The organism is Anaerobutyricum hallii DSM 3353 (assembly GCF_000173975.1).
Taxonomy (GTDB): Bacteria; Bacillota; Clostridia; order Lachnospirales; family Lachnospiraceae; genus Anaerobutyricum; species Anaerobutyricum hallii.
Genome location: NZ_ACEP01000106.1, coordinates 48,588 through 71,096, shown reverse-complemented (window position 1 = coordinate 71,096; position 22,509 = coordinate 48,588). Strand labels below are relative to the sequence as shown.

The 22,509-nt window shown below is 40.7% G+C and carries 29 protein-coding genes, 2 pseudogenes and 1 riboswitch; of the genes and pseudogenes, 4 read left to right on the top strand and 27 right to left on the bottom strand.

Translation table 11 applies throughout. The features are described 5' to 3' along the window. Window positions 1–181: 181 nt before the first annotated feature. The 18 genes from EUBHAL_RS10975 to EUBHAL_RS10890 form a co-directional block, all read right to left on the bottom strand. The gene (locus tag EUBHAL_RS10975; RefSeq protein WP_005349423.1) at window positions 182–715 is read right to left on the bottom strand and encodes a hypothetical protein; all 534 of its coding nucleotides are present in this window, start codon (window positions 713–715) and stop codon (window positions 182–184) included. A 115-nt stretch (window positions 716–830) separates the two neighbouring features. Continuing rightward, window positions 831–1,472 (bottom strand): HAD family hydrolase, encoded by a 642-nt coding sequence (locus EUBHAL_RS10970; RefSeq protein WP_005349420.1) that lies wholly within the window; start codon window positions 1,470–1,472, stop codon window positions 831–833. Between the two features lie 87 nt (window positions 1,473–1,559). After that, complete coding sequence (locus EUBHAL_RS10965; RefSeq protein WP_005349417.1) at window positions 1,560–2,018, bottom strand: hypothetical protein; 459 nt, start codon at window positions 2,016–2,018, stop codon at window positions 1,560–1,562. 40 nt (window positions 2,019–2,058) lie between these two features. Continuing rightward, window positions 2,059–2,532: an MSCRAMM family protein gene (locus EUBHAL_RS10960; RefSeq protein WP_408629974.1), complete on the bottom strand. Its 474-nt coding sequence runs from the start codon at window positions 2,530–2,532 to the stop codon at window positions 2,059–2,061. Between the two features lie 57 nt (window positions 2,533–2,589). Then, entirely contained in the window at window positions 2,590–3,495 is a 906-nt protein-coding gene (locus EUBHAL_RS10955; protein WP_044923108.1) for a hypothetical protein, read from the bottom strand. A gap of 219 nt (window positions 3,496–3,714) precedes the next feature. Next, window positions 3,715–4,197: a GNAT family N-acetyltransferase gene (locus EUBHAL_RS10950; protein WP_044923146.1), complete on the bottom strand. Its 483-nt coding sequence runs from the start codon at window positions 4,195–4,197 to the stop codon at window positions 3,715–3,717. A gap of 484 nt (window positions 4,198–4,681) precedes the next feature. Next, entirely contained in the window at window positions 4,682–5,086 is a 405-nt protein-coding gene (gene atpC, locus EUBHAL_RS10945) for an ATP synthase F1 subunit epsilon (RefSeq protein WP_005349402.1), read from the bottom strand. Between the two features lie 8 nt (window positions 5,087–5,094). Next, complete coding sequence (gene atpD / locus EUBHAL_RS10940) at window positions 5,095–6,489, bottom strand: F0F1 ATP synthase subunit beta (RefSeq protein ID WP_005349399.1); 1,395 nt, start codon at window positions 6,487–6,489, stop codon at window positions 5,095–5,097. 22 nt (window positions 6,490–6,511) lie between these two features. Further along, a complete protein-coding gene (atpG, locus tag EUBHAL_RS10935; RefSeq protein WP_005349397.1) occupies window positions 6,512–7,369 on the bottom strand; it encodes an ATP synthase F1 subunit gamma in 858 nt (285 codons plus the stop codon). 15 nt (window positions 7,370–7,384) lie between these two features. Beyond that, the gene (atpA, locus tag EUBHAL_RS10930; RefSeq protein WP_005349394.1) at window positions 7,385–8,890 is read right to left on the bottom strand and encodes a F0F1 ATP synthase subunit alpha; all 1,506 of its coding nucleotides are present in this window, start codon (window positions 8,888–8,890) and stop codon (window positions 7,385–7,387) included. Further along, window positions 8,883–9,455, bottom strand: a complete 573-nt coding sequence (atpH, locus tag EUBHAL_RS10925; RefSeq protein ID WP_005349390.1) for an ATP synthase F1 subunit delta — start codon at window positions 9,453–9,455, stop codon at window positions 8,883–8,885. The genes atpA and atpH overlap by 8 nt, the downstream gene beginning before the upstream one ends. After that, entirely contained in the window at window positions 9,440–9,982 is a 543-nt protein-coding gene (gene atpF / locus EUBHAL_RS10920) for a F0F1 ATP synthase subunit B (protein ID WP_005349387.1), read from the bottom strand. The genes atpH and atpF overlap by 16 nt, the downstream gene beginning before the upstream one ends. Window positions 9,983–10,017: 35 nt before the next feature. After that, the gene (gene atpE, locus EUBHAL_RS10915; protein WP_005349386.1) at window positions 10,018–10,284 is read right to left on the bottom strand and encodes an ATP synthase F0 subunit C; all 267 of its coding nucleotides are present in this window, start codon (window positions 10,282–10,284) and stop codon (window positions 10,018–10,020) included. Between the two features lie 71 nt (window positions 10,285–10,355). Continuing rightward, window positions 10,356–11,048: a F0F1 ATP synthase subunit A gene (gene atpB, locus EUBHAL_RS10910; RefSeq protein WP_005349382.1), complete on the bottom strand. Its 693-nt coding sequence runs from the start codon at window positions 11,046–11,048 to the stop codon at window positions 10,356–10,358. A gap of 4 nt (window positions 11,049–11,052) precedes the next feature. Further along, the gene (locus EUBHAL_RS10905; protein WP_005349379.1) at window positions 11,053–11,469 is read right to left on the bottom strand and encodes an ATP synthase subunit I; all 417 of its coding nucleotides are present in this window, start codon (window positions 11,467–11,469) and stop codon (window positions 11,053–11,055) included. Window positions 11,470–11,552: 83 nt separating this feature from the next. Continuing rightward, window positions 11,553–11,771 (bottom strand): AtpZ/AtpI family protein, encoded by a 219-nt coding sequence (locus EUBHAL_RS10900; RefSeq protein WP_005349377.1) that lies wholly within the window; start codon window positions 11,769–11,771, stop codon window positions 11,553–11,555. Beyond that, window positions 11,768–12,241, bottom strand: a complete 474-nt coding sequence (locus EUBHAL_RS14930) for an arsenate-mycothiol transferase ArsC (protein WP_022170046.1) — start codon at window positions 12,239–12,241, stop codon at window positions 11,768–11,770. The genes EUBHAL_RS10900 and EUBHAL_RS14930 overlap by 4 nt, the downstream gene beginning before the upstream one ends. A gap of 11 nt (window positions 12,242–12,252) precedes the next feature. Further along, window positions 12,253–13,314, bottom strand: a complete 1,062-nt coding sequence (locus tag EUBHAL_RS10890; protein WP_005349373.1) for an L-threonylcarbamoyladenylate synthase — start codon at window positions 13,312–13,314, stop codon at window positions 12,253–12,255. Between the two features lie 261 nt (window positions 13,315–13,575). On the opposite strand from EUBHAL_RS10890, the gene EUBHAL_RS10885 reads away from it, so the two are divergent. Next, the gene (locus EUBHAL_RS10885; protein ID WP_022170045.1) at window positions 13,576–14,283 is read left to right on the top strand and encodes an N-acetylmuramoyl-L-alanine amidase; all 708 of its coding nucleotides are present in this window, start codon (window positions 13,576–13,578) and stop codon (window positions 14,281–14,283) included. Window positions 14,284–15,011: 728 nt separating this feature from the next. Beyond that, window positions 15,012–15,878 (top strand): adaptor protein MecA, encoded by an 867-nt coding sequence (locus tag EUBHAL_RS10880; protein ID WP_022170044.1) that lies wholly within the window; start codon window positions 15,012–15,014, stop codon window positions 15,876–15,878. A 212-nt stretch (window positions 15,879–16,090) separates the two neighbouring features. Here the strand turns inward: EUBHAL_RS10880 and EUBHAL_RS16950 are convergent. Then, window positions 16,091–16,216 (bottom strand): annotated as a pseudogene (locus EUBHAL_RS16950) (hypothetical protein); the annotation flags it as partial. On the opposite strand from EUBHAL_RS16950, the gene EUBHAL_RS17300 reads away from it, so the two are divergent. Continuing rightward, window positions 16,178–16,270 (top strand): DUF6783 domain-containing protein, encoded by a 93-nt coding sequence (locus tag EUBHAL_RS17300; RefSeq protein WP_370780841.1) that lies wholly within the window; start codon window positions 16,178–16,180, stop codon window positions 16,268–16,270. The pseudogene EUBHAL_RS16950 and the gene EUBHAL_RS17300 sit on opposite strands and share 39 nt — an antisense overlap. 203 nt (window positions 16,271–16,473) lie before the next feature. On the opposite strand, the gene EUBHAL_RS10875 is transcribed toward EUBHAL_RS17300, so the two are convergent. Both EUBHAL_RS10875 and EUBHAL_RS17295 read right to left on the bottom strand, forming a co-directional pair. Next, window positions 16,474–16,686 carry a DUF1858 domain-containing protein gene (locus tag EUBHAL_RS10875; protein ID WP_005349368.1) on the bottom strand — a complete coding sequence of 71 codons (213 nt, stop codon included), beginning with the start codon at window positions 16,684–16,686 and terminating at the stop codon, window positions 16,474–16,476. 367 nt (window positions 16,687–17,053) lie between these two features. After that, window positions 17,054–17,113: pseudogene (locus EUBHAL_RS17295) on the bottom strand (DUF6783 domain-containing protein); the annotation flags it as partial. Here EUBHAL_RS17295 and EUBHAL_RS17290 point away from each other — a divergent pair. Further along, a complete protein-coding gene (locus EUBHAL_RS17290) occupies window positions 17,099–17,173 on the top strand; it encodes a DUF6783 domain-containing protein (protein ID WP_334294534.1) in 75 nt (24 codons plus the stop codon). The pseudogene EUBHAL_RS17295 and the gene EUBHAL_RS17290 overlap by 15 nt on opposite strands. A gap of 41 nt (window positions 17,174–17,214) precedes the next feature. On the opposite strand, the gene ribH is transcribed toward EUBHAL_RS17290, so the two are convergent. The 6 genes from ribH to EUBHAL_RS10850 all read right to left on the bottom strand — a co-directional run bounded on the left by ribH (window position 17,215) and on the right by EUBHAL_RS10850 (window position 22,340). Then, window positions 17,215–17,688 carry a 6,7-dimethyl-8-ribityllumazine synthase gene (gene ribH / locus EUBHAL_RS10870; protein WP_022170043.1) on the bottom strand — a complete coding sequence of 158 codons (474 nt, stop codon included), beginning with the start codon at window positions 17,686–17,688 and terminating at the stop codon, window positions 17,215–17,217. Between the two features lie 75 nt (window positions 17,689–17,763). After that, window positions 17,764–18,969 (bottom strand): bifunctional 3,4-dihydroxy-2-butanone-4-phosphate synthase/GTP cyclohydrolase II, encoded by a 1,206-nt coding sequence (locus EUBHAL_RS10865; protein ID WP_005349356.1) that lies wholly within the window; start codon window positions 18,967–18,969, stop codon window positions 17,764–17,766. 21 nt (window positions 18,970–18,990) lie between these two features. Next, window positions 18,991–19,659 carry a riboflavin synthase gene (gene ribE, locus EUBHAL_RS10860; protein WP_044923137.1) on the bottom strand — a complete coding sequence of 223 codons (669 nt, stop codon included), beginning with the start codon at window positions 19,657–19,659 and terminating at the stop codon, window positions 18,991–18,993. 16 nt (window positions 19,660–19,675) lie between these two features. Then, complete coding sequence (gene ribD, locus EUBHAL_RS10855; protein WP_005349353.1) at window positions 19,676–20,911, bottom strand: bifunctional diaminohydroxyphosphoribosylaminopyrimidine deaminase/5-amino-6-(5-phosphoribosylamino)uracil reductase RibD; 1,236 nt, start codon at window positions 20,909–20,911, stop codon at window positions 19,676–19,678. 255 nt (window positions 20,912–21,166) lie between these two features. Beyond that, window positions 21,167–21,307, bottom strand: a riboswitch (FMN riboswitch). A 171-nt stretch (window positions 21,308–21,478) separates the two neighbouring features. Further along, window positions 21,479–21,685 carry a DUF6783 domain-containing protein gene (locus EUBHAL_RS16935; RefSeq protein WP_081452297.1) on the bottom strand — a complete coding sequence of 69 codons (207 nt, stop codon included), beginning with the start codon at window positions 21,683–21,685 and terminating at the stop codon, window positions 21,479–21,481. Continuing rightward, complete coding sequence (locus EUBHAL_RS10850) at window positions 21,660–22,340, bottom strand: YARHG domain-containing protein (RefSeq protein ID WP_005349350.1); 681 nt, start codon at window positions 22,338–22,340, stop codon at window positions 21,660–21,662. The genes EUBHAL_RS16935 and EUBHAL_RS10850 overlap by 26 nt, the downstream gene beginning before the upstream one ends. Window positions 22,341–22,509: the final 169 nt, after the last annotated feature.

Sequence of the window (22,509 nt, the reverse complement as noted above, 5' to 3'; positions counted from 1 at the left end):
CATTATACTGCCAGCGCTTTTTCCACTATTTATTTTCAATCTATACTCGGTATTTCTCCCCGGCAGACTTGCAGAGACGCGCATCTCGCAGCAAGAATGCCGGGGCATTCTTGAATATTATACTGAAAATATCAGAACATCTCTTAAAATATTCATCTTGCGGACATAGGAATCTTTTGCATTATTGTGTTGAAAATACTTTCTGTCTGCGGTAATAGCGCTGTCTTCTGTGATTAATATTCCAATGTAATATTACCTGTATCAATGTGCGAAATGGAGTGATGGCATCCCGGAGAGAGACTTCTACAAAGTATGGATTTCTTATCATCTCTTCATCATCAGCCTGTATCATCTCCTGTTCCTCGCGATACTTTAACTTATCATACACCATATCCGCAATTTTTAAAATAGTTACCTTGTCTGGATATTCAGAATAAATCGGACTTCCCTTGTACTCATATTGATCAAGCAGGGCATCTCCAACAATCCACACCTCTCTCGCGACCATCGGCAGCATCTGGATAAAATATTCGTAGTCTTTCCAGTATCGCTGTTCTTCCTGTTGTAACTGCTCTGGAGGAAGTAATGCCTCTATTTGAAGATTTTCATTGCCCCAGTCAGTTTCCTGCTGTGTATTTTGTTCCTCATTTTGACATGCCATCATCTCTCGAAATCCCGGCAGCCATTCAAAATCAAAGTCTCCTTTTTTATTCATATAATGGTTTCCTGCTTTCGCCCAGTTTGATTTATCATATGCAAAATGAGAATGATTCGTGCTTATCTATTATTTTTATCAGACAGATACAACTTGTTTTCGATTCATACCGTTATTAAATATACGGAATTACTTCTTTTAAATTTTCCACTACCGCTACACATTTTTCCTGCTGTTCTTTTGGTATTGGAAGCAAATCTGGAATGTTTATAACGGGCAGATTACCTGCAAGAGCTGCCTGCACGCCATTTGCGGAATCTTCTAATACAAGTGTCTCTTCTGGCTTTACATCAAATGCTTTGCAAATCTCCAAAAATACATCTGGGAATGGCTTGCCCCTTTTCACATCTTTTGAAGAAAGCACCATATCAAAATATTCGTTTAACCCAGTTCTGTCCAGGTATTCTTTAATAACATCTGTATCTGAGCCGCTCGCTACGGCTGTCTGCAAGCCTTTTTCCCGGACAACCTGCAAAAGCTCTCTCAGGCCTTCTTTTTCAGGAACTCCTTCTTCTCTGATTATCTGTTTGGAGCGGTTACCAACTTTTTTGTAAATGCCTTCCGCATCTACATCTTCTCCATAATAAACATAGTATTTCTTCTGAATGTCTTTTGCATTCATTCCCAAAAATCCTATATATTGTTCAAAGGTTGGATTATATCCCTCTTCCTTTACTATTTCGGTAAATGCTCTGTAGTTTACCTGTTCTGTGGCAAACATTAAACCATCCATATCAAAAATTATTAATTTTAACATATGTATCCCTCTTGATGAAACTGGAGAAAACCCCGAGATAGCTATAACTATTTCGGGGTTCGTCTCCTGATTTAAATCAAAATCTTTCTATCTGTCGTGTTTATTTCTTCCTGTTGCTCTGCGTCTTCTACGATATACTTCTGCACTTCCTGCTGCAAGGGCTGCGGCTGCTAATGCTGCGTAAAAGAGGATATGTGAGTTATCTCCGGTCTTTGAGTTTTTACCTTTTTTGGTTGTTTTGTTAGAAGAGTTATTCTTGCTGGTGCTTGTTTTCTTTTTCTCTTTGCCGTCATTTCCATCGGTGTCATCACCATCGTCTTCTTTTAAATATTTGTCATACTCCGGAATAAGAAGCTGGTTTTCAATGACAGCATATGCTGTTTTCTGTGTTGGAGTAATCTGGCATTTTGTTCCATTACCCTCAATCTTGCAAGCTTCGGAAGATTCTAACTTATTACCATCCTCATCTGTTTCTGCAACATAGTATGTTCCGTCTTTGAGATGTTCAAATACAGTGTATGCTGACCATGCGCCCTCGCATTTCAATTCTTTTACATTAGAAACTTTCTGTGTGCAGTCGGCATCACTAAATAATGCAACGTAAAAAGTTCTGTTTACTGCCTGATTCCTGCCCCTGGAATGTAACCAGCTTACTTACAACAAGTTTACCCTCTTCACCAGCTGGTGTTGTATCATCTTTCATGACAATTTCGTTGCCATCCACTGCTTTACCATCAATAGAAACCGTTCCGTCTTTATTTACAGTAAATGTAATATCTGCTGCAACTTCATAACCGCTTGGCGCAGTAACCTCTGCAAGTGTATACGTTTCTCCCGCAATGAGTTTCTGCTCAAATACATGGGCTTCTGTCGCAGACATCCAGCTTTCGATTACATTTCCTTCTTTATCTTTTAAAAGAAGTCTGGCACCGGCAACTTCGTTATTGCCTGTAATATCCATTTTCTTAATAGATACTTTTGTTACATCTATTTGTACCCTTAAAACGGGGATTGAATGCGAGCGTTCCCGCAAACATTCAACCCACAGTGACAGAGTCACAAATATAGGATGTCGTCTCTCTTTAAGGGCGTCTGTCCTATCTCATAAATTAAATAGCTATCCCTGCATCTTTTCCATCAGACGTGCTGTATCTTCTGTCAATTTCTTTAAGGAATTAACCATAGCAGCTTTCTGTGCTGATAATTCATCGCACTGTTTCTTCTCTTCTTCCACTTTACGAAGGCTGTCCTCATGAATTTTCTTAGCTTCTTCAATGGCATTTTCCTTATTTTCCTGTGCATCTTTTAAGAGTCTTTCGGCTGTTTTTCTTGCTTCTCCGATAATATCGGCTGCATCCTGTCTTGCCTTTTCTCTTTCTCTTTCTGCCTGTTCTCTGGCTTCATCTAGAATTGCATTCTGTCTTCCTTCTAAATCTGACAGCTGCTTGCAAAGTAAATCTGCATTCTTCATGTAACGCTCATAAGCCTGGTCTGTTGTCTCTGGTGCTTTATTATTCTCGGCAGACTTCTCCGCTTCTTCGGCACGCGCTATCGCTTTCTCTGTTTTTTCTTTTTCTGCTGCAATTTCTGCCTCTAAGGCAGCTACTTTCTTCTGTGCTGCTGCTAACTGTGCCCTTACAGTCTCTATTTCATCCTGTACTTCATCTGCATCTGCTACAGCTACTGCTGATATTGGTACTTCATTAGATACGGTTTCCTGTACTGTTTCTTCTGCCTCATCTAATGTTACAGTTTGCTCATCTTCTTCTGTCTCAACGATGTCTTCCTGTGTATCTTTTTCCAGTTCTTCCATCGTCTTTCCTGTAGCTGCTGCCGCAATACCAAGAGCTGTCTTGCTCTCCTTTTTCAGTTCTTCTATCTCTTTTTCTTTCGCTAAAATGATAGCTTCTGCTTCATCACAAATTTTATCTAACTGAATATCAACTTCATCTTTATCATAACCAAACATAGATGTTTTAAATGTCAGTTCTTCTACATATGTTAACAATTCCTGCATATTCATAGCGGTTTCCTCTCTTCCTCTGGTTCGTGTCGCGCAGTGTACAATTCCAGAATTATTCAAAATCATTTCTTACTATTTATTATAAGCATTCTATAGTATTTGTCCAGTGAAAATGGCGCGAAAACCTTCAGTATGCCAGAGCGTGTTTGAAATACTTTCTGCAAATTAGAACATGCAGATTGCAAGAATGATTTATCAAACCCTCTCAGCTCATTAATATTAAAATGTCAGTCGCATCTGATACCACGTAGCTCCACCATGTATTGATTCTGAAACACCTTCATTCTGAAAACCAAATTTCTCATAATAATGAACTAATTTATCCTTACAGGTCAGGACCAGGCCTTCCCTGTCCTGTGCTCTTGCATCATTGATTGCGTAGCGAAGCAGCTTTTCCGCATAGCCCTGTCTTCGATATTTCGGCAATGTATTTACTCCGAAAATCATCTGCCACGCTCCCTTTTCATCATGAAGGCAAGCCTTCTCATACATTTCATCTGTCAGATTTTTTTCATCCGTTACCATTCCATCTACAAACGCAATTACTTTCTCTTCCTCACACATCAGCCAGAAATGGGTTCCATATTCCTTAATTCTCTCTGCAAATTTTTCTTTTGTCGCCGCCTCCTCAAAAGGAAAACATTCTGACTCCACAAAAGCAATCTTATCTAAATCTTCCATCGTTGCCATTCTAATCTGCATGTGTTCCATAACAATAAGCTCCTCATTCATCATAATCTTGTAATCTTCTTTTTATTTTCTTTCGAAAATATCACAATATCTAATATTTGTAATACACATTTGGTACTCATTTTACCTTTTATAACATATTATAAATTACTTTTACAAAATTTCAATGTTCATTTTTAACAAAAAAGGGGATTTCGTTGCTGTGGTATTTGAGGAAGGGGGGGGATGGAGACTTCTACTTATTCTGAATTTTATCTGCCATTCCATGTTTTCAGCTAATTTCTATCTTCCACCCAACAGGCAATTACCACAACAAAGCGGCGGAAATAATTCTGCTGGGCTCATAGACAGAAAGCGAAGAACACCATATTCTCCTATCTGTGGCCTCGGAACAAGCGTTGGATGCGAGCCTTAAAGCGAGCATTCAACGTGCCGCGACTAAAGTCACAGATAGGAGAATATGGTGTTCTTCGTTTTCATCTATCTTACTATAAAATTATTTCCCCGCCACATCCAATCTGGTAATTGCTCTCTTAAGGGCGAGTTCTGCGCGACCGATATCAACTCCTCCCTGTTCGGAAGAAAGTCTCCTCTCCGCGCGGGTCTTAGCTTCTTTGGCTCTATTGACATCAATATTCTGTGGCCATTCTACTGCTTCTGCGAGAATAGTCATCTTTTCAGGAGTGATCTCCACAAAGCCGGAAAGAAGTGCAGCCTGTTTCTCCTCATTCCTCTCGGTAATGATGAGCCTGCCAGGTGCAATGATCTGCGTCATCGGGATATGGTCGGCATAGATACCCACCTCTCCCTCTACGGTATTATATTCCACCATGTAGATGTCATTGGAATAAAAAATCCTGTCCGGTGCGATGATTTCGAGTCGGAATGTTTTGTCTGCCATAGAATCACCTACTTATTATATCTGGCTAATACATCGTCGATATTTCCTGCATTTAAGAACATTCCCTCTGGAATCTCGTCGTATTTACCCTCGAGAATCTCCTTGAATCCCTGAATAGTCTCCCCAAGAGGAACATAACGTCCTGTTGTTCCGGTAAACTGCTCTGCTACGAAGAATGGCTGAGATAAGAATCTCTGTACCTTTCTTGCGCGGGCTACGAGAACCTTTTCTTCTTCGGAAAGTTCGTCCATACCAAGGATGGCAATGATGTCCTGCAGTTCTTTATAACGCTGTAATATTTCCTGTACACCACGGGCTACCTGGTAATGTTCTTCACCTACGATTCGAGGGTCAAGAATTCGGGAAGTAGACTCTAGTGGATCTACAGCCGGATAAATACCCTGTTCTACGATGGCACGGGAAAGTACGGTTGTTGCATCCAGATGAGCGAATGTTGTAGCCGGAGCCGGGTCAGTTAAGTCATCGGCCGGTACATATACTGCCTGTACGGATGTGATAGAACCGTTCTTTGTGGATGTGATACGTTCCTGTAATGCTCCCATCTCTGTCTGTAAGGTTGGCTGGTAACCTACCGCACTTGGTACTCGTCCCAGTAATGCGGATACCTCGGAACCTGCCTGTGTGAATCGGAAAATGTTATCAATGAATAAAAGGACATCCTTTCCACCTTCATCACGGAAATTCTCTGCGATTGTCAGTCCAGTAAGACCTACTCGCATACGTGCTCCTGGCGGCTCGTTCATCTGTCCAAATACCATCGCTGTTTTATCAATAACGCCGGACTCACTCATCTCTGTATAGAGGTCATTACCTTCACGGGTACGCTCTCCTACACCGGTAAATACGGAATATCCACCATGCTCTGTCGCTACGTTACGGATTAATTCCTGAATGAGTACGGTCTTACCTACACCGGCACCTCCGAAAAGACCAATCTTTCCACCTTTCTGGTAAGGACAGAGAAGGTCTACTACTTTGATACCAGTCTCTAAGATTTCTGTTTCTGTTGCCTGTTCCGCAAAAGTCGGTGCCTTACGGTGAATTGGATTTCTCTTTACTCCTTCCGGCACAGGCTTTTTGTCAATTGGCTCTCCAAGAACGTTAAAGATACGTCCTAAAGTAACCTCCCCCACAGGTACGGTAATTGGTCCGCCTGTGGCAATGGCCTCCATTCCTCTTACAAGTCCGTCTGTTGGACCCATTGCGATACATCTGATAATATCGTCACCGAGATGCTGTGCTGTCTCTGCAACCAGCTTGGAGCCATCTTTTCTACGGATTTCAACGGCATCGTTAATTTCTGGAAGAACACCCTGGTCGAATCGGATATCGAGTACTGCACCGATAACCTGGGTGATTTTACCTGTATTCTGTTCTGCCATTTATTTACTCCTTTAATATTTGTTAATTCAGAGCTTCCGCACCTGAAATAATCTCGGTTAATTCCTGCGTGATTGCACCCTGTCTTGCTCTATTATAAGCGAGGGACAGAGTGGAAATCATCTCCTCCGCATTGCTTGTAGCAGCATCCATCGCCTGCATTCTGGCTCCGTTCTCACTTGCTACTGCCTCAATAAATGCCCCATATATAATACTATTTATATACTTTGGAATCAGCAAATCGAGAGATTCCTCTGCTTCCGGCTCATAGTTCATCGGTGCCTGGCTCTTTTTCTCGCTTTCTTCCTCTGCCTTCACTTCCACAGGGAGGAGTTTGATAAATTCTGGTGTGTGCACTACCGTATTTTTAAATCCGGTATACGCCAGATAAATCTCGCCTATCTCTCCCGCTGCATAAGCATCAAGAACTTTACGTCCAATCTCTACTGCATCAGAAAAGAGGGGTTCATTGATAATATCGGAATCATCGGATGCGATATAGTATCCTCTTCGCTCAAAGGATTCGATACCCTTTTTACCGATTCCGTAAATCTCTACACTCTCTTTTGGAAGTCCGCTGTCTGCGACAAGCTTTACAATGTTATTGTTATAGCCGCCTGCAAGTCCACGGTTTGAGGTTACAACGATTACGGCTTTTTTTTCTGAGCCGTTAAATGTCAGGTAAGGATGTTCGATATTGCCTGATTTTGAGAGAATCGACTGCACCGTATCGTACATTTTCTGGAAATACGGCTTTGCACTCTCCGCTCTGGTTCTGGCTTTCTGAAGCTTAACAGTGGATACGAGCTTCATTGCTTTGGTAATCTGCTGCGTACTCTGAATACTTTCTTTCCGCCTCTTAATATCTCGCATTGATGCCATATTCAATCACCATCCTTAAAATTGATTCTTAAATTCTGTAATGGCCTTCTGAATTAACACATCTGTCTCACTGTTGATTTCTCCTGTTTCACGGATTGCCTTATAAATCTCTGGATACTTTGTCTCTACAAATTCATAAAGTCCCTTCTCAAACTCTGCAATACGCTCTACTGGTACATCAAGAAGATACTTTCTCGTTACCGCATAAATGATAACAATCTGTTTCTCTACAGCAAGAGGCTGATACTGTGGCTGTTTTAATACTTCTTTAATACGCTCACCCTGTGCAAGACGTTCTCTTGTATCATCATCAAGTTCGGAACCAAACTGGGCAAAGGACGCAAGTTCACGATACTGAGCAAGTTCTGTACGAATTGGACCTGCAATCTTCTTCATCGCCTTAATCTGTGCCGCTCCACCTACTCGGGATACGGAAAGACCCGCATTAATCGCTGGACGGAAACCTGCGTGGAACATCTCCGTTTCCAGATAAATCTGTCCGTCTGTGATGGAGATAACGTTTGTCGGGATATAAGCAGAAACATCGCCTGCCTGTGTCTCGATAATCGGAATCGCTGTAAGTGAACCACCGCCAAGTTCCTTAGAAAGTCTTGACGCTCTCTCTAATAATCTTGAATGAAGATAGAATACGTCTCCAGGATATGCCTCACGTCCTGGTGGTCTTCTAAGAAGTAAGGACAGGGTACGGTATGACGTAGCATGCTTACTTAAATCATCATAAATGATAAGTACATCCTCTCCACGCTCCATCCACTCTTCACCGATTGCACATCCTGCATATGGTGCGATATATTGTAATGGTGCTAACTCGCTGGCAGTGGAAGCGACAACGGTTGTGTATTCCATCGCATCATGTTCTTTTAATGTCTTTACAATACCTGCAACTGTAGAAGCCTTCTGTCCGATGGCTACATAAATACAGTGCATATTCTGACCCTTCTGGTTGATAATCGTGTCAACGGCAATGGCCGTCTTACCTGTCTGACGGTCACCAATGATCAACTCACGCTGTCCACGTCCAATTGGAACCATGGAGTCAATCGCCTTAATTCCGGTCTGTACCGGAGTATCTACTGCCTGACGGTCAATAACACCGTAGGCAACTCTCTCTACAGGACGATATTTATCTGTATCAATTGGTCCTTTTTCGTCAATCGGCTGTCCTAATGCGTTCACAACACGGCCGGTAAGTGCATCTCCAACAGGAACTTCTACTACTCTTCCAGTAGTCTTTACCACGTCTCCCTCGTTAACTGCACGGGAATCACCTAAAAGTACAACACCAACGTTGTCTTCCTCTAAGTTCATGACCATGCCGTATACTTCTCCCGGGAATTCCAGAAGTTCACCCTGCATTGCATTCTCCAGACCATGAATACGCGCAATACCATCCGCCACCTGAATAACAGTACCAACATCGGTGGTTTCCAGCTTCGCCGTATAATTCTTAATCTGTTCCTTGATTACGGAACTGATTTCTTCCGGTCTTAAATTAACCAACCCCAACTACACCTTCTTTCTCCAAACTCAACTTTGATAATCCCTTGCTGAGCTTCTCAATCTGCGTTTTAAGACTGCTGTCTAACACTCTGTCTTCTATTCGGATGATCAGACCTCCAAGCAATGCCGGGTTTATCTGATAATCTACTTCAAAGGAAGTGTATTTCGTCGTCTCTAAAAGACGCTTTGTAAGTTTTTCCTTCTGGCGGGCAGAAAGTTCTGTGGCAGAAACAACCTTTACCTTACCAATTCCCTTATATTCCTTCGCCTTGTCTACGAAAAATTCAAAAATCTTTGGAATGTCTTTCTGTCTGTCCTTCTCCACAATAATGCTGAGAAATCCCAGCACCTCATCCGATGCCCGTCCGGAAAATATATTCTTCAGCAAGTCTAACTTCTCTATCTTGCTTACTTCCGGATGATTTAAAAGAGAGAGTAAGTCCGCATTCTCAAGAAGAATCTGCTGCAATGTCTGCACCTCTGATAAAAGGGCATCCATCTTCTTCTCCTCGACTGCCAGCTCAAACAAAGCATTGCCGTAAATACTGCTTACTCGTTTAGCCATGTTTTATCTCCCATCTCTTTTAATGTCTGCTCAAACAGAGCATTCTGTGTCTGCTCATCAACAGATGCGGCAATAATCTTCTCTGACATAAGCGCGGCAACAGAAATAATCTCCTGTTTTACTTCATCTTTAACACGCTTCTTCTCAAGCTCTGCCTCACTCTTTGCATTCTCCATGATACGGGCTGCCTCCGCTCGTGCGTCTGCGATAATCTCATTCTCCCGCTGCATGGCCTTCTTTCTGGCATCACTTAAAATCTGTTCCGCCTCTTTATCAATCCGTTTCAGCTTCGTATCATACTCATCCTTAAAACGAATTGCCTGTTCCCGACTCTCCTTCGCCTCTTTTTGCTCCTTCATTACCCGCTCTTTACGGTCATTCAAAATCTTTCTTACCGGATCAAGAAGCAGATAACTTGCAGCTAAAAATAAAATAAAGATGGCGAGCATCTGAAATGCTACCTGAAATACAAGCTGTGGGTCCAGGCCAAATATTCTGTTATCATACTTTAGTGCCTCTAATAACACTTTATGGCCTCCTTTCGAATTCTCGAGGACTCATCTTACAGCTTTCCGATTAATGGGTTAGCATACAGAAGGATCAGTGCGATAACCAATCCGTAAAGACCTGTTGTCTCTGCTACGGCCTGTCCTAAAAGCATGGTAGACATAACATCACCCTTTGCTCCCGGATTACGTCCTACTGCAGAAGCACCATAACCGGCTGCAATACCCTGACCAACACCAGGTCCGATACCTGCGATAACCGCAAGACCTGCACCAATTGCGGAACAAGCTAAAACTAAACCTTCGTTTGTAATTCCTGTCATAATAAACTCCTCCTTAAATACATTCTCTTTCTTTTGTCAGAAAACCTGTAAACAAACCGTTACAGTCTCTCCTAATCATAACGGTTTGATATGAATACCATTGTTAACATTCCAAATACATATGTCTGGATTGCTCCAGAAAAGAAATCGAAATATGCATGTAGAAATGCCGGTATTCCAATCTTTGTAAACCACGGCATCAATGCGTACCACAGGCCGAGCATAATCGTTCCTGCTGTTACATTACCAAACAAACGCAGTGACATGGAGACCGGAGTGGCAAACTCACTGATGATGTTAATCGGGAGAAAGACTGGAAACGGATCTAATAAATCTTTTATGATTCCAAATCCCTTTGTCTTTATCCAAGCATACTCAATCATCACAAATGTAATCAGTGCCAGACCGAATGTGGTTCCAAAATCTGCCGTTGGCGGCCGTAATCCGAAAAGTCCTGAAATATTGGATAAAAAGATAAACGCCATCAGCGCCTCTACATAATTCAGGTACTTCTTTGCGTGAATACCCATGTTGCTCACAACCATGGCATCCATCTTCTCCACTATCATCTCTACTACATTCTGCACAACATTCGGTTCGTCATAATCTTTCATGATCTCATGTCTGGCAAATAATATCAAAGCCAATAATATCAGACAAACAATTACTGTCGTGACCATCGTAGTATTGATAGAGAGGGTAACCCCAAACAGCTTAAATTCATAATAACTATGGATAAAAAAATCCACATCGCTGCTTCCCATACCTTTACCTTCCTTTCTTATATAATTTCTTTGTTATATATACATTAGTATATGCATGAAAATATGCAGATATTTTCAGTCCCAGAATTCCAATAATTATTCCCGGAAAACTAAAATATCCTGAACGCATTCCAATCCATGCAGCCAATAATATAACCACTGCCCTTAAAAGCGTGCTAAATACCATGTTCCTCCTCGCCTGATGTTCCGTCATCACAAGACAATTGTTCAGACTCTTGTACATACTCACGCTAAGTCCTATCGCTACAGCTGTCCCAAGTAACAGCCCCAGACTGTAGCTTTCTTTATTCTCCACGACAAGAAGCCCTATCGCTTCAAAAACAATACTGTACACAATACATCCGAAAATTAAATCAAATAAAGTTTCATTATCTTTATTTATCCATCTTCTCCAGTTCACCTTTATCTGATTCCCCTTTCTTCACTGTATCACAAATCAGCTCCAAAATATTATACACATTATATTATTAAGTATAAAACAATCTATTTTATAAAACGCAAAATTATCGTATAACAGGAACGAAATCCTGCCAGTATTCCCAATATAAGAAATACCAGAAAAATCCAATCTGCATGAAGCCTTTCAGCTAAAAACTTCCCGGCAATCATACAAAGAAAAATACAGGTCAACATGCTGATTCCCAATTGGGTAATCAATGCAAGCATCCTCAAAAAACTATAGTCTTTCTTCTTTCGAATCATACCAGAAGTTCTCCGATAATCCGGTCTGCAACGGCTTCCATCAAAGGCTCCAATATATCAAAGCAGGTCTGATAGGTCTCCTGATTCTCCTCCGTCACTTCCGGTATTCTCTCTTCTGTTTCTGTTGTATCTATAAATGTCCCAATTGACATACAGCTTGTTGCCTCGTCAAATGATTCCTTTATCTCCTCTGCGAGTCCTTTTGTAATAGCCAGCACTAAATCTGCTGATGCAAGATCCTCGTCTGTGAGCTGGGAAGAACGAAAATCTTCTATCCTATAGCCTTTTTCCCTTAAAATCTTTGCTGCTCCCGGAGCAACAGGTTCTGAAAAAAGTACAACCAGTCCTCTGGAAACTACCTCTATATTCTGGCAGTTTCTCTTCTGTAATATACCCCGTAAAATACATTCTGCCATAAAGCTCCGGCCAATATTGTTCTCTCCCACAATAATAATCTTACGATAATCCAAACTGATCCCTCCTATAGCGTAATCAGATGATATCCGGCTGCCTTTAGCATACGGTTCATGATAGCATTCCCCAAACCTTGCTCAAAAAAACTCTCTGAATACATATAATCACATTCTAAATCGTCAAATTCCCGAAGAATACGGTAAAGATTCGCCGCAACAGTTTCTGGTTTCTGCCGACTTCCTATACTTCTTAAAATATCTGCATGATAGGAATCTAATGTCTCATCTGTTCCAATAACTCCTACCTTATGTCCTTCTTCTTCTTTCTCCTTAACAAGTTCATTAATCCGGGCAATCACCTTATCCCTATCGCCTTCTACCAATGTAAGCTGTCCCTTTGGCGCATAATGACGGTACTTCATTCCCGGCGCTTTCGCTACCACATTCTTCTTCATAGTACGTCCGGTAACTGCCGGATCAATATTCACTTTAGGCAGCACTTCTTCTAACATATCTTTTGTAATATATCCCGGTCTTAAAATAGTCGGGGTATCTGTACTCATATCAATAATCGTGGACTCAATTCCGATTCCAACAGCCCCTCCATCAAGAATCAATGGAATTCTTCCCTGCATATCTTCATACACATGAGATGCCAATGTTGGACTTGGCCTTCCCGAAGTATTCGCACTCGGTGCTGCAATCATTCGGCCACTCTCCCGGATAAAATCACGAGCAAGCGGATGGGATGGCATACGAATCGCAACAGTCTTAAGCCCTCCCGTTGTTCCATCTGGAACACAGCTCTTTTTATTTAAAATAACTGTTAATGGACCTGGCCAGAACTTCTCCATGACCTTCTTCGCCGCTTCCGGTACCTCTGACGCAATCTCATACACCTGATCAACATCATGAATATGAACGATCAAAGGATTATCGGACGGTCTCCCCTTCGCCGCATAAATCTTCGCAGACGCTTCCGCATTCAATGCATCTGCTCCTAAGCCATAGACTGTCTCTGTCGGAAAGGCAACCAAGCCTCCTTCCCGGATAATCTCTCCAGCTTTTTTCAGTGCTGCTGCTTTTTCCTCTGGCGATACTTTCTCTATATTTAATAATTCTGTCTCCACTAATGTTCACCTCTGGTAATTATATTTATATATTAATCGAACGCTGCCTGACTGGCCGCGTCCCCATACTTAATATGTATAAAGTCAATTTCTAAAAAACAGATTAATTGACCCTTGCATCATATCACGTTTTGGCTATAAAGTCAAAAATAGGCTCATTTTTATCGGCATTTTTCAGCATTTTGACACTTTTTATCGGTTATGATGCTTTTACCTCTTTCATATACATAATAAAGAAACGATAAATTAAGGATGAACATTATGAAATTACTCTCTCATCCCATCATTCTGTCCGTATTCTTACTATGCTTCTGTGCTGGGGCATTCTTTATCGGCCATGCGGCACTTTCCTACGCTACGTTCCAGTCAGCAGAAAACTTCTGTGTCCTTCTTGATGCCGGGCACGGAGGAAATGATCCCGGTAAGGTCAGTTCTTCCGGTGTAAAAGAAAAAGATATTAACCTTGCCATCACTTTAAAATGTCAATCAGTTCTTGAACAAAATGGTGTAAAAGTTATCCTGACCCGAAATAGTGATTGCAGCTTAGCAGATTCGAATGCCTCTAATAAAAAAGCCAGCGACTTAAAAAAACGAAAAGCACTTATCAAAGAAAGCCAAATAAACTGTGCAGTAAGTATACACCAAAACAGCTTTCCTGATACTTCCTCACATGGAGCTCAGGTATTCTATCATCCGCAAAACCCTGACAGCAAGCGTCTGGCTTCTCTTATTCAGGCACAGATGCAAAACCTTACCGGCATCCAAAACCATCGCAAAATTAAAGCAAACACTGACTATTACCTCCTTCGTGATAATAATACTCCAACTGTTATCGCAGAAGTCTGCTTTCTTTCCAATCCATCAGAAGCTGCCATGATTACAGAAGAGACAATACAAGAAAAAGCTGCCTTTCAAATTGCTATGGGAATCATGCAGTTTCTACATTCTCCTTCTTTTAATCCGCAGTAAATATCTCCTAAACTAAAGCAAATATCTGCTAAATTAAAACCTTCCTCTTCTGTATTATTTATTCTTTTATAATAATTATTCCAGAGTATGTTTGAAAAAAGCTTTCTGCAAATTCAAGAATGCCCCGGCATTCTTGCCACGAGGTGTGTATACTGCAGGAATGATTCTTCAAACCTGCTCTAATGACTATGGTTCACAATATTATCTGGGAATAGGCTTCATCCGAAATCTGCTTTTAAAATTTATAATACCTGCCGATTACATAAAAAATGTAGTTATAGTATACCAATCCTCCTGTGAATATTCATTATCAAAAATACTCGTATCTTACTGCCGCCTTATTATACTGTCTCTTCTTCGCCTGAAAATACTGGCGCAGATACACTATACCATTTTTGTTTTTATTTTACAATATTTTCCTCTAAAATTTTCTTTCCTTTTTCTTAAAGTGCAAGAATCCGCTGTCTGCGGCACATTTTAACACTTTACAGTTTAGGGAATAATGTTTATACTATACACACACAGATATCTGTCAGCACATAAACGGCTGTCTTATTACACAGCCCACATATAATCTACTATATAATTTGTAATCAGCTGCCATTTGTTTATACACGGCAATAGCTATTCTAAAAACATTCTAAAAATGAAAGAAAAGTAGATTTGTGATTAAGATTCATTTATTTGTACCCGCTGACAGATTATTTTTTGAAAAAGGAAGTGATTTCATGAAGTTAGAGAAATTAAGTGACACACAAATACGCTGCACTTTAAGTAAAGAAGATTTAAGCCAGAGACAGCTTCACCTTTCTGAACTTGCCTACGGTTCTGAAAAAGCAAAAGAATTATTCCGTGATATGATGCAGCAGGCATCTATTGAGCTCGGTTTCGAAGCAGATAATATTCCACTTATGATAGAGGCTATTCCAATATCTAATGACTGCCTTGTTTTAGTCGTTACTAAAGTGGAGGATCCTGACGAACTTGACACTCGCTTTTCAAGATTCTCTAAAATAAATGTGGATGACTCATTTGACGAAGATTTTTCTGACATAGATGATACCGATTTTGAAGAAATGGATTTCCTCGACGATGAGGACGATATAGATATGGACGATGAACCTCTTCCATTCAGCCCTTCTTCTGATTTTGACAATGCTGATTCTGATGCTTCCACTTCTTCCAAAGAACGTTCTGCTATTGATGATGCATTAGACCTGATTGCCCCATTTACCCAGGCAATCGCTCAGGCTAAAAAGGAAGCCATGAGAAAGAAAAAGGAGAACCGTTCTTCTGTACAGGACTGCCAGTACTATTCTTTCCAGAATTTCTCACAGGCAGCACAGCTTGGCGCTTTCCTCGCTCCATTTTTTGAGGGAGAAAGTTCTTTGTACAAAGATTCTTTTTCCAATAATTATTATATGATTCTTCGCAAAACACAAAGCGAAAATGATACTTTCCACCGTGCTTGCAATATCGCAGCTGATTTTGGCGTGAGAATCTCTGCTTCTTATGCGACACCAGCGTATTTTAGGGAGCATTTTGAGACGATACTGGAGGAGAATGCAGTTGAGATGCTGGGGGAATTGGCTTAGGTTTGGAATGACTTATAAATAGACGAACTCCGAAAGATAAATAAAGCATATTTGTGACTTTCGTCGCGGCGGTTTGAATGTTCGCTTTAACGCTCGCATCCAAACCTTGCTCCCAGGCCACAAATATGCTTTATTTATCTTTCGGAGTTCTGTTTTTGGGTTGCTTAAGTTACTGAAAAATCTATAGCTGATTTTTCAGCATTTTAACGGTATTATCTTGTAGTATAGCTGAAAATGCTGAGGAAAGGGATTTGAGGATTTTTCGAGGAAGTATTGCTTTCCGAGTTTTGTTTTTTAGAATGTTTTTGAAAAATGCTTTTTGTAAGATGTATGTTACAATTTGTGGAGAATTTTTCCTGAATGAGGACGGTGTAATGTGCTACGTCAACTGAATAAACTAATTTTCTAACAGCTAATAAACCTCCAACAGCCAAAAAACAGCTCCCAAAGAGAGAAGAAGCCCTATATTTGTGGCCTTAGAGCGAGGATTGAATGCGAGCCGTTAAGCGAACATTCAACCCGCAGTGATAGAGTCACAAATATAGGGCTTCTTCTCTCTTTGGGAGCGTTTACCTTGCCTGCGGCAAATCAGGAATTATTTATCCTTATTTGCAAGGTAATCATTTACGCGTTTTAATACCTGATCAGCGTCCATTCCGTGTACCATGCAAGCTTCTTCTAAGCTTTCCATTGCAGAAGATGGGCATCCTACACAGTGCATTCCTGCTGCCATTAAGATTGCTGCAATTCCCATATCCATCTGAAGCATTTCGCCAATTAATGTCTGTTTTGTAATCTGCTGTGCCATAATATATACCTCCAGTTCGTATATCGTGCCTACGCATTCTTAACCATTTTAAAGTATGCTGTACTGATATTATGTCTCATTATATCTGTCTTTAATGTCCTCAAGCTCTTTAAAAGAAATATTAAAAATATTGGTAAGCGTTTTTACTTGTTTTGTTCTGACTTTTGCAAGCCTGAATTTCAGTATAATACATGAAATAAAAAAGTTCAACTGTTATATTTGCAGTTATTCCTGATTATTTCTCAAAAAGCTATTTTTAAGGAAAAATTTCTAATCACTCAAAATCTCTATATCCGTATTTTAATTTACTACCGTTAGAGCGTGTTTGAAAAATGCTTTCTGAAAGATGTGCGTTACAATTTGTGGGAGATTTCGCCTGAATGAGGGCGGCGTAGCGGGCTACGTCAACTGAATGAAGGCAAAATATACCGCAAATTGGGATGTGCAGATTGCAGGAATGATTTTTCAAACATGCTCTAGGCTATAAAAACAAATCAGACGGAACAACTGCTAGTTAAACAGATATAATTAATTCTCAATTTCCTTAATAAGGTTAATCATCTCGATTGCACTTACAGCACAGTCATAACCTTTGTTTCCTGCTTTTGTTCCTGCACGCTCGATTGCCTGCTCAATATTTTCTGTTGTAAGGATTCCGAACATTACTGGAACGCCTGCCTGTAAGCCAACCTGTGCAACACCTTTAGATACTTCGTTACATACATAATCATAGTGGCTTGTTGAACCTCTGATTACTGTTCCAAGAGCGATTACTGCATCGTATTTTCCTGTTTTAACCATTTTCTCGCAGATTAATGGAATTTCGAATGCTCCTGGTACCCATGCTACGTCGATATTTTCTTCGGAGATTCCGTGACGTACAAGACCATCGACTGCTCCGCCTAATAATTTAGATACGATAAATTCGTTGAAACGTGCACATACGATTCCGATTTTCTCTTTTTTACCTACTACTTTTCCTTCGATTACATGATAAGCCATCTTTTTATCCTCCATTTATTTTAAATATTTAACAAGTTGTTCTTTATAAAGTCTGATCGGGTCAAGCTGCTTTATTTAGTATTTTGTATAATGTCCCATCTTCTCCTGTTTTGTCTTCAGGTAGAATAAGTCATCTGAGTTTGGCTCGATGATAATTGGAACACGTTCTACGATTTCGATGCCGTATCCGGATAATCCAACTACTTTGGCCGGATTATTTGTCATAAGACGAAGTTCTTTGATTCCTAAGTCCGCAAGAATCTGTGCGCCGATTCCGTAATCTCTTAAGTCTTCTGGGAATCCTAATGCAAGGTTTGCTTCTACGGTATCCATTCCTGTATCCTGAAGCTGGTATGCTTTTAACTTATTGATAAGACCGATTCCACGACCTTCCTGACGCATGTATAAAAGAACGCCCCTGCCCTCTTTTTCAATCATCTGGATGGCTGCGCGGTACTGCTGACCACAGTCACAGCGGCGAGAACCTAATGCATCACCTGTAAGACATTCAGAATGAACTCGGCATAATACTGGCTTACCGTCTGATACGTCACCTTTTACGATGGCCACATGATGCTCACCATTTAACTTATTGATGTATCCGAAAATACGGAAATGTCCATAATGTGTTGGGAAATCTGCCTCTGCTTCACGGCTTACGAAACATTCTGTCTTTCTTCTGTACTGAATCATATCAGCGATTGTGATAAGCTTTAAGTCGTATTTCTTTGCAAATTCTACAAGATCTGGAAGCTTGCCTACGAATCCGTCTTCGTCGAGGATATCACAACAAAGACCTACTGGACGAAGACCGGCCATTACTGCTAAATCTACAGCTGCTTCTGTAAAACCAGTTCTCTTTAACACGCCTCCCTGTCTTGCTACCTTAGGGAACATATGACCTGGCATACGGAAATCTTCTGGCTTAGCATCTGCTTTTGTCGCAGCGATAACTGTTGCAGAACGATCCTGTGCGGAAATTCCAGTAGGAGCATCTGCCTTGTCAAAAGATACTGTAGATACAGATGGTTCTCCATCAGAACCCTGCCAGATTAAGGCTTCTAAGCCAAGCTGTCTTGCCACTTCTTCAGAAATTGGCATAGTGATCAAACCTTTGGCATTGGTTGCCATAAAGTTGATAACTTCTGGTGTGGCAAATTCGCCGGCTACCAGAAGGGAACCTTCATTCTCTAAATCATCGTCATCTACTGCGATAACCATTTTGCCTGCTTTAAAATCAGCAATTGCTTCTTCGATTGTGTTAAACTTAATGTCGCTCATTTATCTTAGGTCCTCCCTTAATTAGAATCCATTTTGTATGAGAAAATCCATTGTAATGCCTGTTTTCTCAGTCGTGCCTTCTTCTTCCTCAGCAGGAATACTTCCGTACTGAAGAAGCTTCTCAACATACTTGCCTACCATATCATTCTCAAGATTTACGGTATCTCCCGGCTTTTTATCAAGAAGGGTCGTATTCTGTCCCGTATGTGGAATGACAGAAACCGCAAAGCTCTTATTATCTACCTTTGCTACGGTAAGACTTACTCCATCAATAGTGATAGAGCCTTTACTTATGATATATTTTAATATTGCTGCGGATGTATCAATCGTAATCCATACAGCATTATCATCCTTTTTCATGGAAGAAATAGTTCCGGTTCCATCGACATGACCTGCCACAATATGTCCGCCAAAGCGTCCATTTGCCGCCATCGCTCTCTCTAAATTAACCTTACTTCCACTCTTCAACTCGCCAAGATTGGTTCGCCTTAATGTCTCATGCATGACATCTACAGAATAATTATTTTTTCCGATGGATGTTGCGGTGAGACAGACACCGTTAAGTGCCACACTGTCACCAAGATGCAGATCTCCTAAAACAGTATTTGCCTTAATTGTAATGACAGCGGAATTCGCACCTTTTTTGATGCTCTGGATTTCTCCAACTTCCTCAATAATTCCTGTAAACATACAACCTGCCTTTCTATTAATTTTCTTTTGTTCTTTCATATTCTAAAAGAATATCCTGCCCAAATTCCTGCATTCCTATTCTGGTAAAATGCCATGCATCGGCAGCTTTCGCAAGTCCCTGACCTTCTACCGGAGTCTTTGCCTGTGCACCTCCAAAAATCTTAGGAGCAATGTAGCAATATACTCTCTGTACGATTCCTGCCTGCAATGCACTCTCGTTAAGCTGTCCGCCGCCTTCTAAAAGAATACCGTCAATCTTACGGCTTCCAAGTTCCTTCATGAGAACTGGCAGAGAAATTACTTCTTTTTGCTTCTCTTCTATAATATCACTATCGACTTCTCTGCTAATATTATTATCTGCTAAATTATCTGCCAAAAGTCTGTCCTTATATTTTAAAACTGAATCTGAACTGCTTCCTGAAAAGTCATTCACCGCAATTCCCGGAATCCTTAACACTTCCACACCCTTTTCTTCAAGCTGCACCGCCTTTGTCTCATCGGCATCTGGCAGGCAGGCTACGATAAGAGGCTGTTGCTTCGCTGTTCGTACAAGCTGAGAATCCATCGGAATCCGCAAATGGCTGTCTGCAATAATACGAACCGGGTCTCTTCCACCTTCGATACGACAGCTGAGCATCGGGTCATCAGCAAGAACTGTTCCGATTCCAGCCATAATTCCTTTATAATGATTGCGAAGTGTCTGGACATGTGCTCTGGACTCTTCTCCAGTTACCCACTTGGAATCTCCAGTATAGCAGGCAATCTTACCGTCCATAGTCATCGCATACTTCATTGCAACATAAGGCGTTCCTGTACTGATATAATGGAAAAACACATGATTCATGGCATCACATTCTTCCTTGAGGAAATGTGGGATAACTTCGATTCCTTTTTCACGAAGAAGCTTAAATCCCTTACCGGATACCAGCGGATTCGGATCATCAGAACCAACGACAACTCTTGCAATCTTCTCCTCAATAATTGCTTCTGTACAAGGAGGTGTCTTTCCGTAATGGCAGCAAGGCTCTAACGTTACATAAATGGTACTTCCCTCAATATTATTGCCTCTCTTCCTGGCATTCGCTATCGCATTACGTTCTGCATGAAGCTGTCCGTAACATTCGTGATAACCCTCTCCTATAATCTCTCCATCCTTCACAATAACGGCTCCGACTAATGGATTCGGGTTCACATGACCGCTTCCTTTTTTCGCCAGCTCTATGGCTCTTCTCATATACTTCTCTTCTGGCATATCTAAAACCTCCTGCAAGTAAAATCAGATCAGAAAGAAGCCAGTAAAAATTCGTCCATCTAAATATCAGACAGCTATATAAGCGATTCCTCTTTCTATAAGAAAATGCTTTTTACATTATATAAAAATACTTCCTGGAAATTATATAAGCTTATATAAAAGCACTTTCTTGGAAATAAAAAACGCCCTGAAATCTACGTTTATAAATTCCAGGGCTTTAATTTATCTTAATCGTTCATATACTTACATAGTCTCTTTCTTCTTCTTACATCCGGACTGTACCGTCGGCTCCGGAATCACACCGGATCATGCTATCGCTCGCGGGCTTACGCTTCCTCCTAAAACTTCAAAACGCTTACCGCCGGTCGGGAATTACACCCTGCCCTGAAGAATATTTTATTTCCATCGGTATTATATCGCATTATGCTATATTATTCAACTGTTTTTTATACATTTTCCACAATGAGATATGTACAAAAGTTCCAATCCAACCTTAAATAACGCTACTTTTTTGCAAATGTAATCCTTATTATAAATCTTGTTCAAAGTTTGTTACAAATCAAACTATTATGTTTTTAAACACGCTCTAGAGCGTGTTTGAAAAATGCTTTCTGTAAGATGTGCGTTACAATTTGTGGGAGATTTCGCCTGAATGAGGGCGGCGTAGCGGGCTACGTCAACTGAATGAAGGCAAAATATACCGCAAATTGGGGCGTGCAGATTGCAGGAATGATTTTTTAAACACGCTCTAGTTTCCGCCTGCCTGCTGTTCATATGTACTGATAAGCTGTATATTGTACTTCTCCACTTCATTCAGGCAAGAATCATCAAAGTCATTCGATGCTGTCTGTGGCACATACCAGTTCTGTCTCTGGAAATACTCCTGTAACTCCTGATCATTAAAAATTCTTCCGTGTCGCGCATAGATTTCATTCCTCGTAATCTTCAGTCCATAGGAATCAAGTACAGAAAGATTCTGTATAGTATACTTAACCGTTGTCGTATAAGACAAATGCTGTGCCTTCTCATATCGGTTTGAGCTCTTATCATCCCCTGGAATAAGGTAAATCCTGTCTTCTGTCTCACCATCTGCTTCTTCATCAGATGAAGCGTTTTCATTCTCATCAGCACTAAAGACTTCTTCCTTATTATCCGTCTCAGAGTCTGAAGCTGCCTCTTCGGATTCTCCCTTCGTTTCTGTTTCTGTGTTCGCTTCCTGCGTACCATCAGACTCCAGGTGATCTTCTATCTCCTGCCTTTTCTCTTTATCCTTATTATATTCTGTATCCGCAGCAGAAATCAGCCTGGCATCCTCATTCTTCTTAATCATACGAAAGCCTGCAATTACAATTCCAACTACAGAAAAAATGATGATCACTGTTAGAATCATCAAACCTATCGTTCCATATTTCTTTTCGTTACGTCCCATTATTCAGCCTCCTTTGGGCATTAGCCATGTCCTGTCTGAATCGCTTTTGTTAATATTATAAAAGAATTTCCATTTCTATACAAGCCCAAACGTCAATAGTTAAAACTAATTTAATATCTTACAAAATTTAATACAATTTTTCTGTCAGTTTATGCTTGATATTAATGAG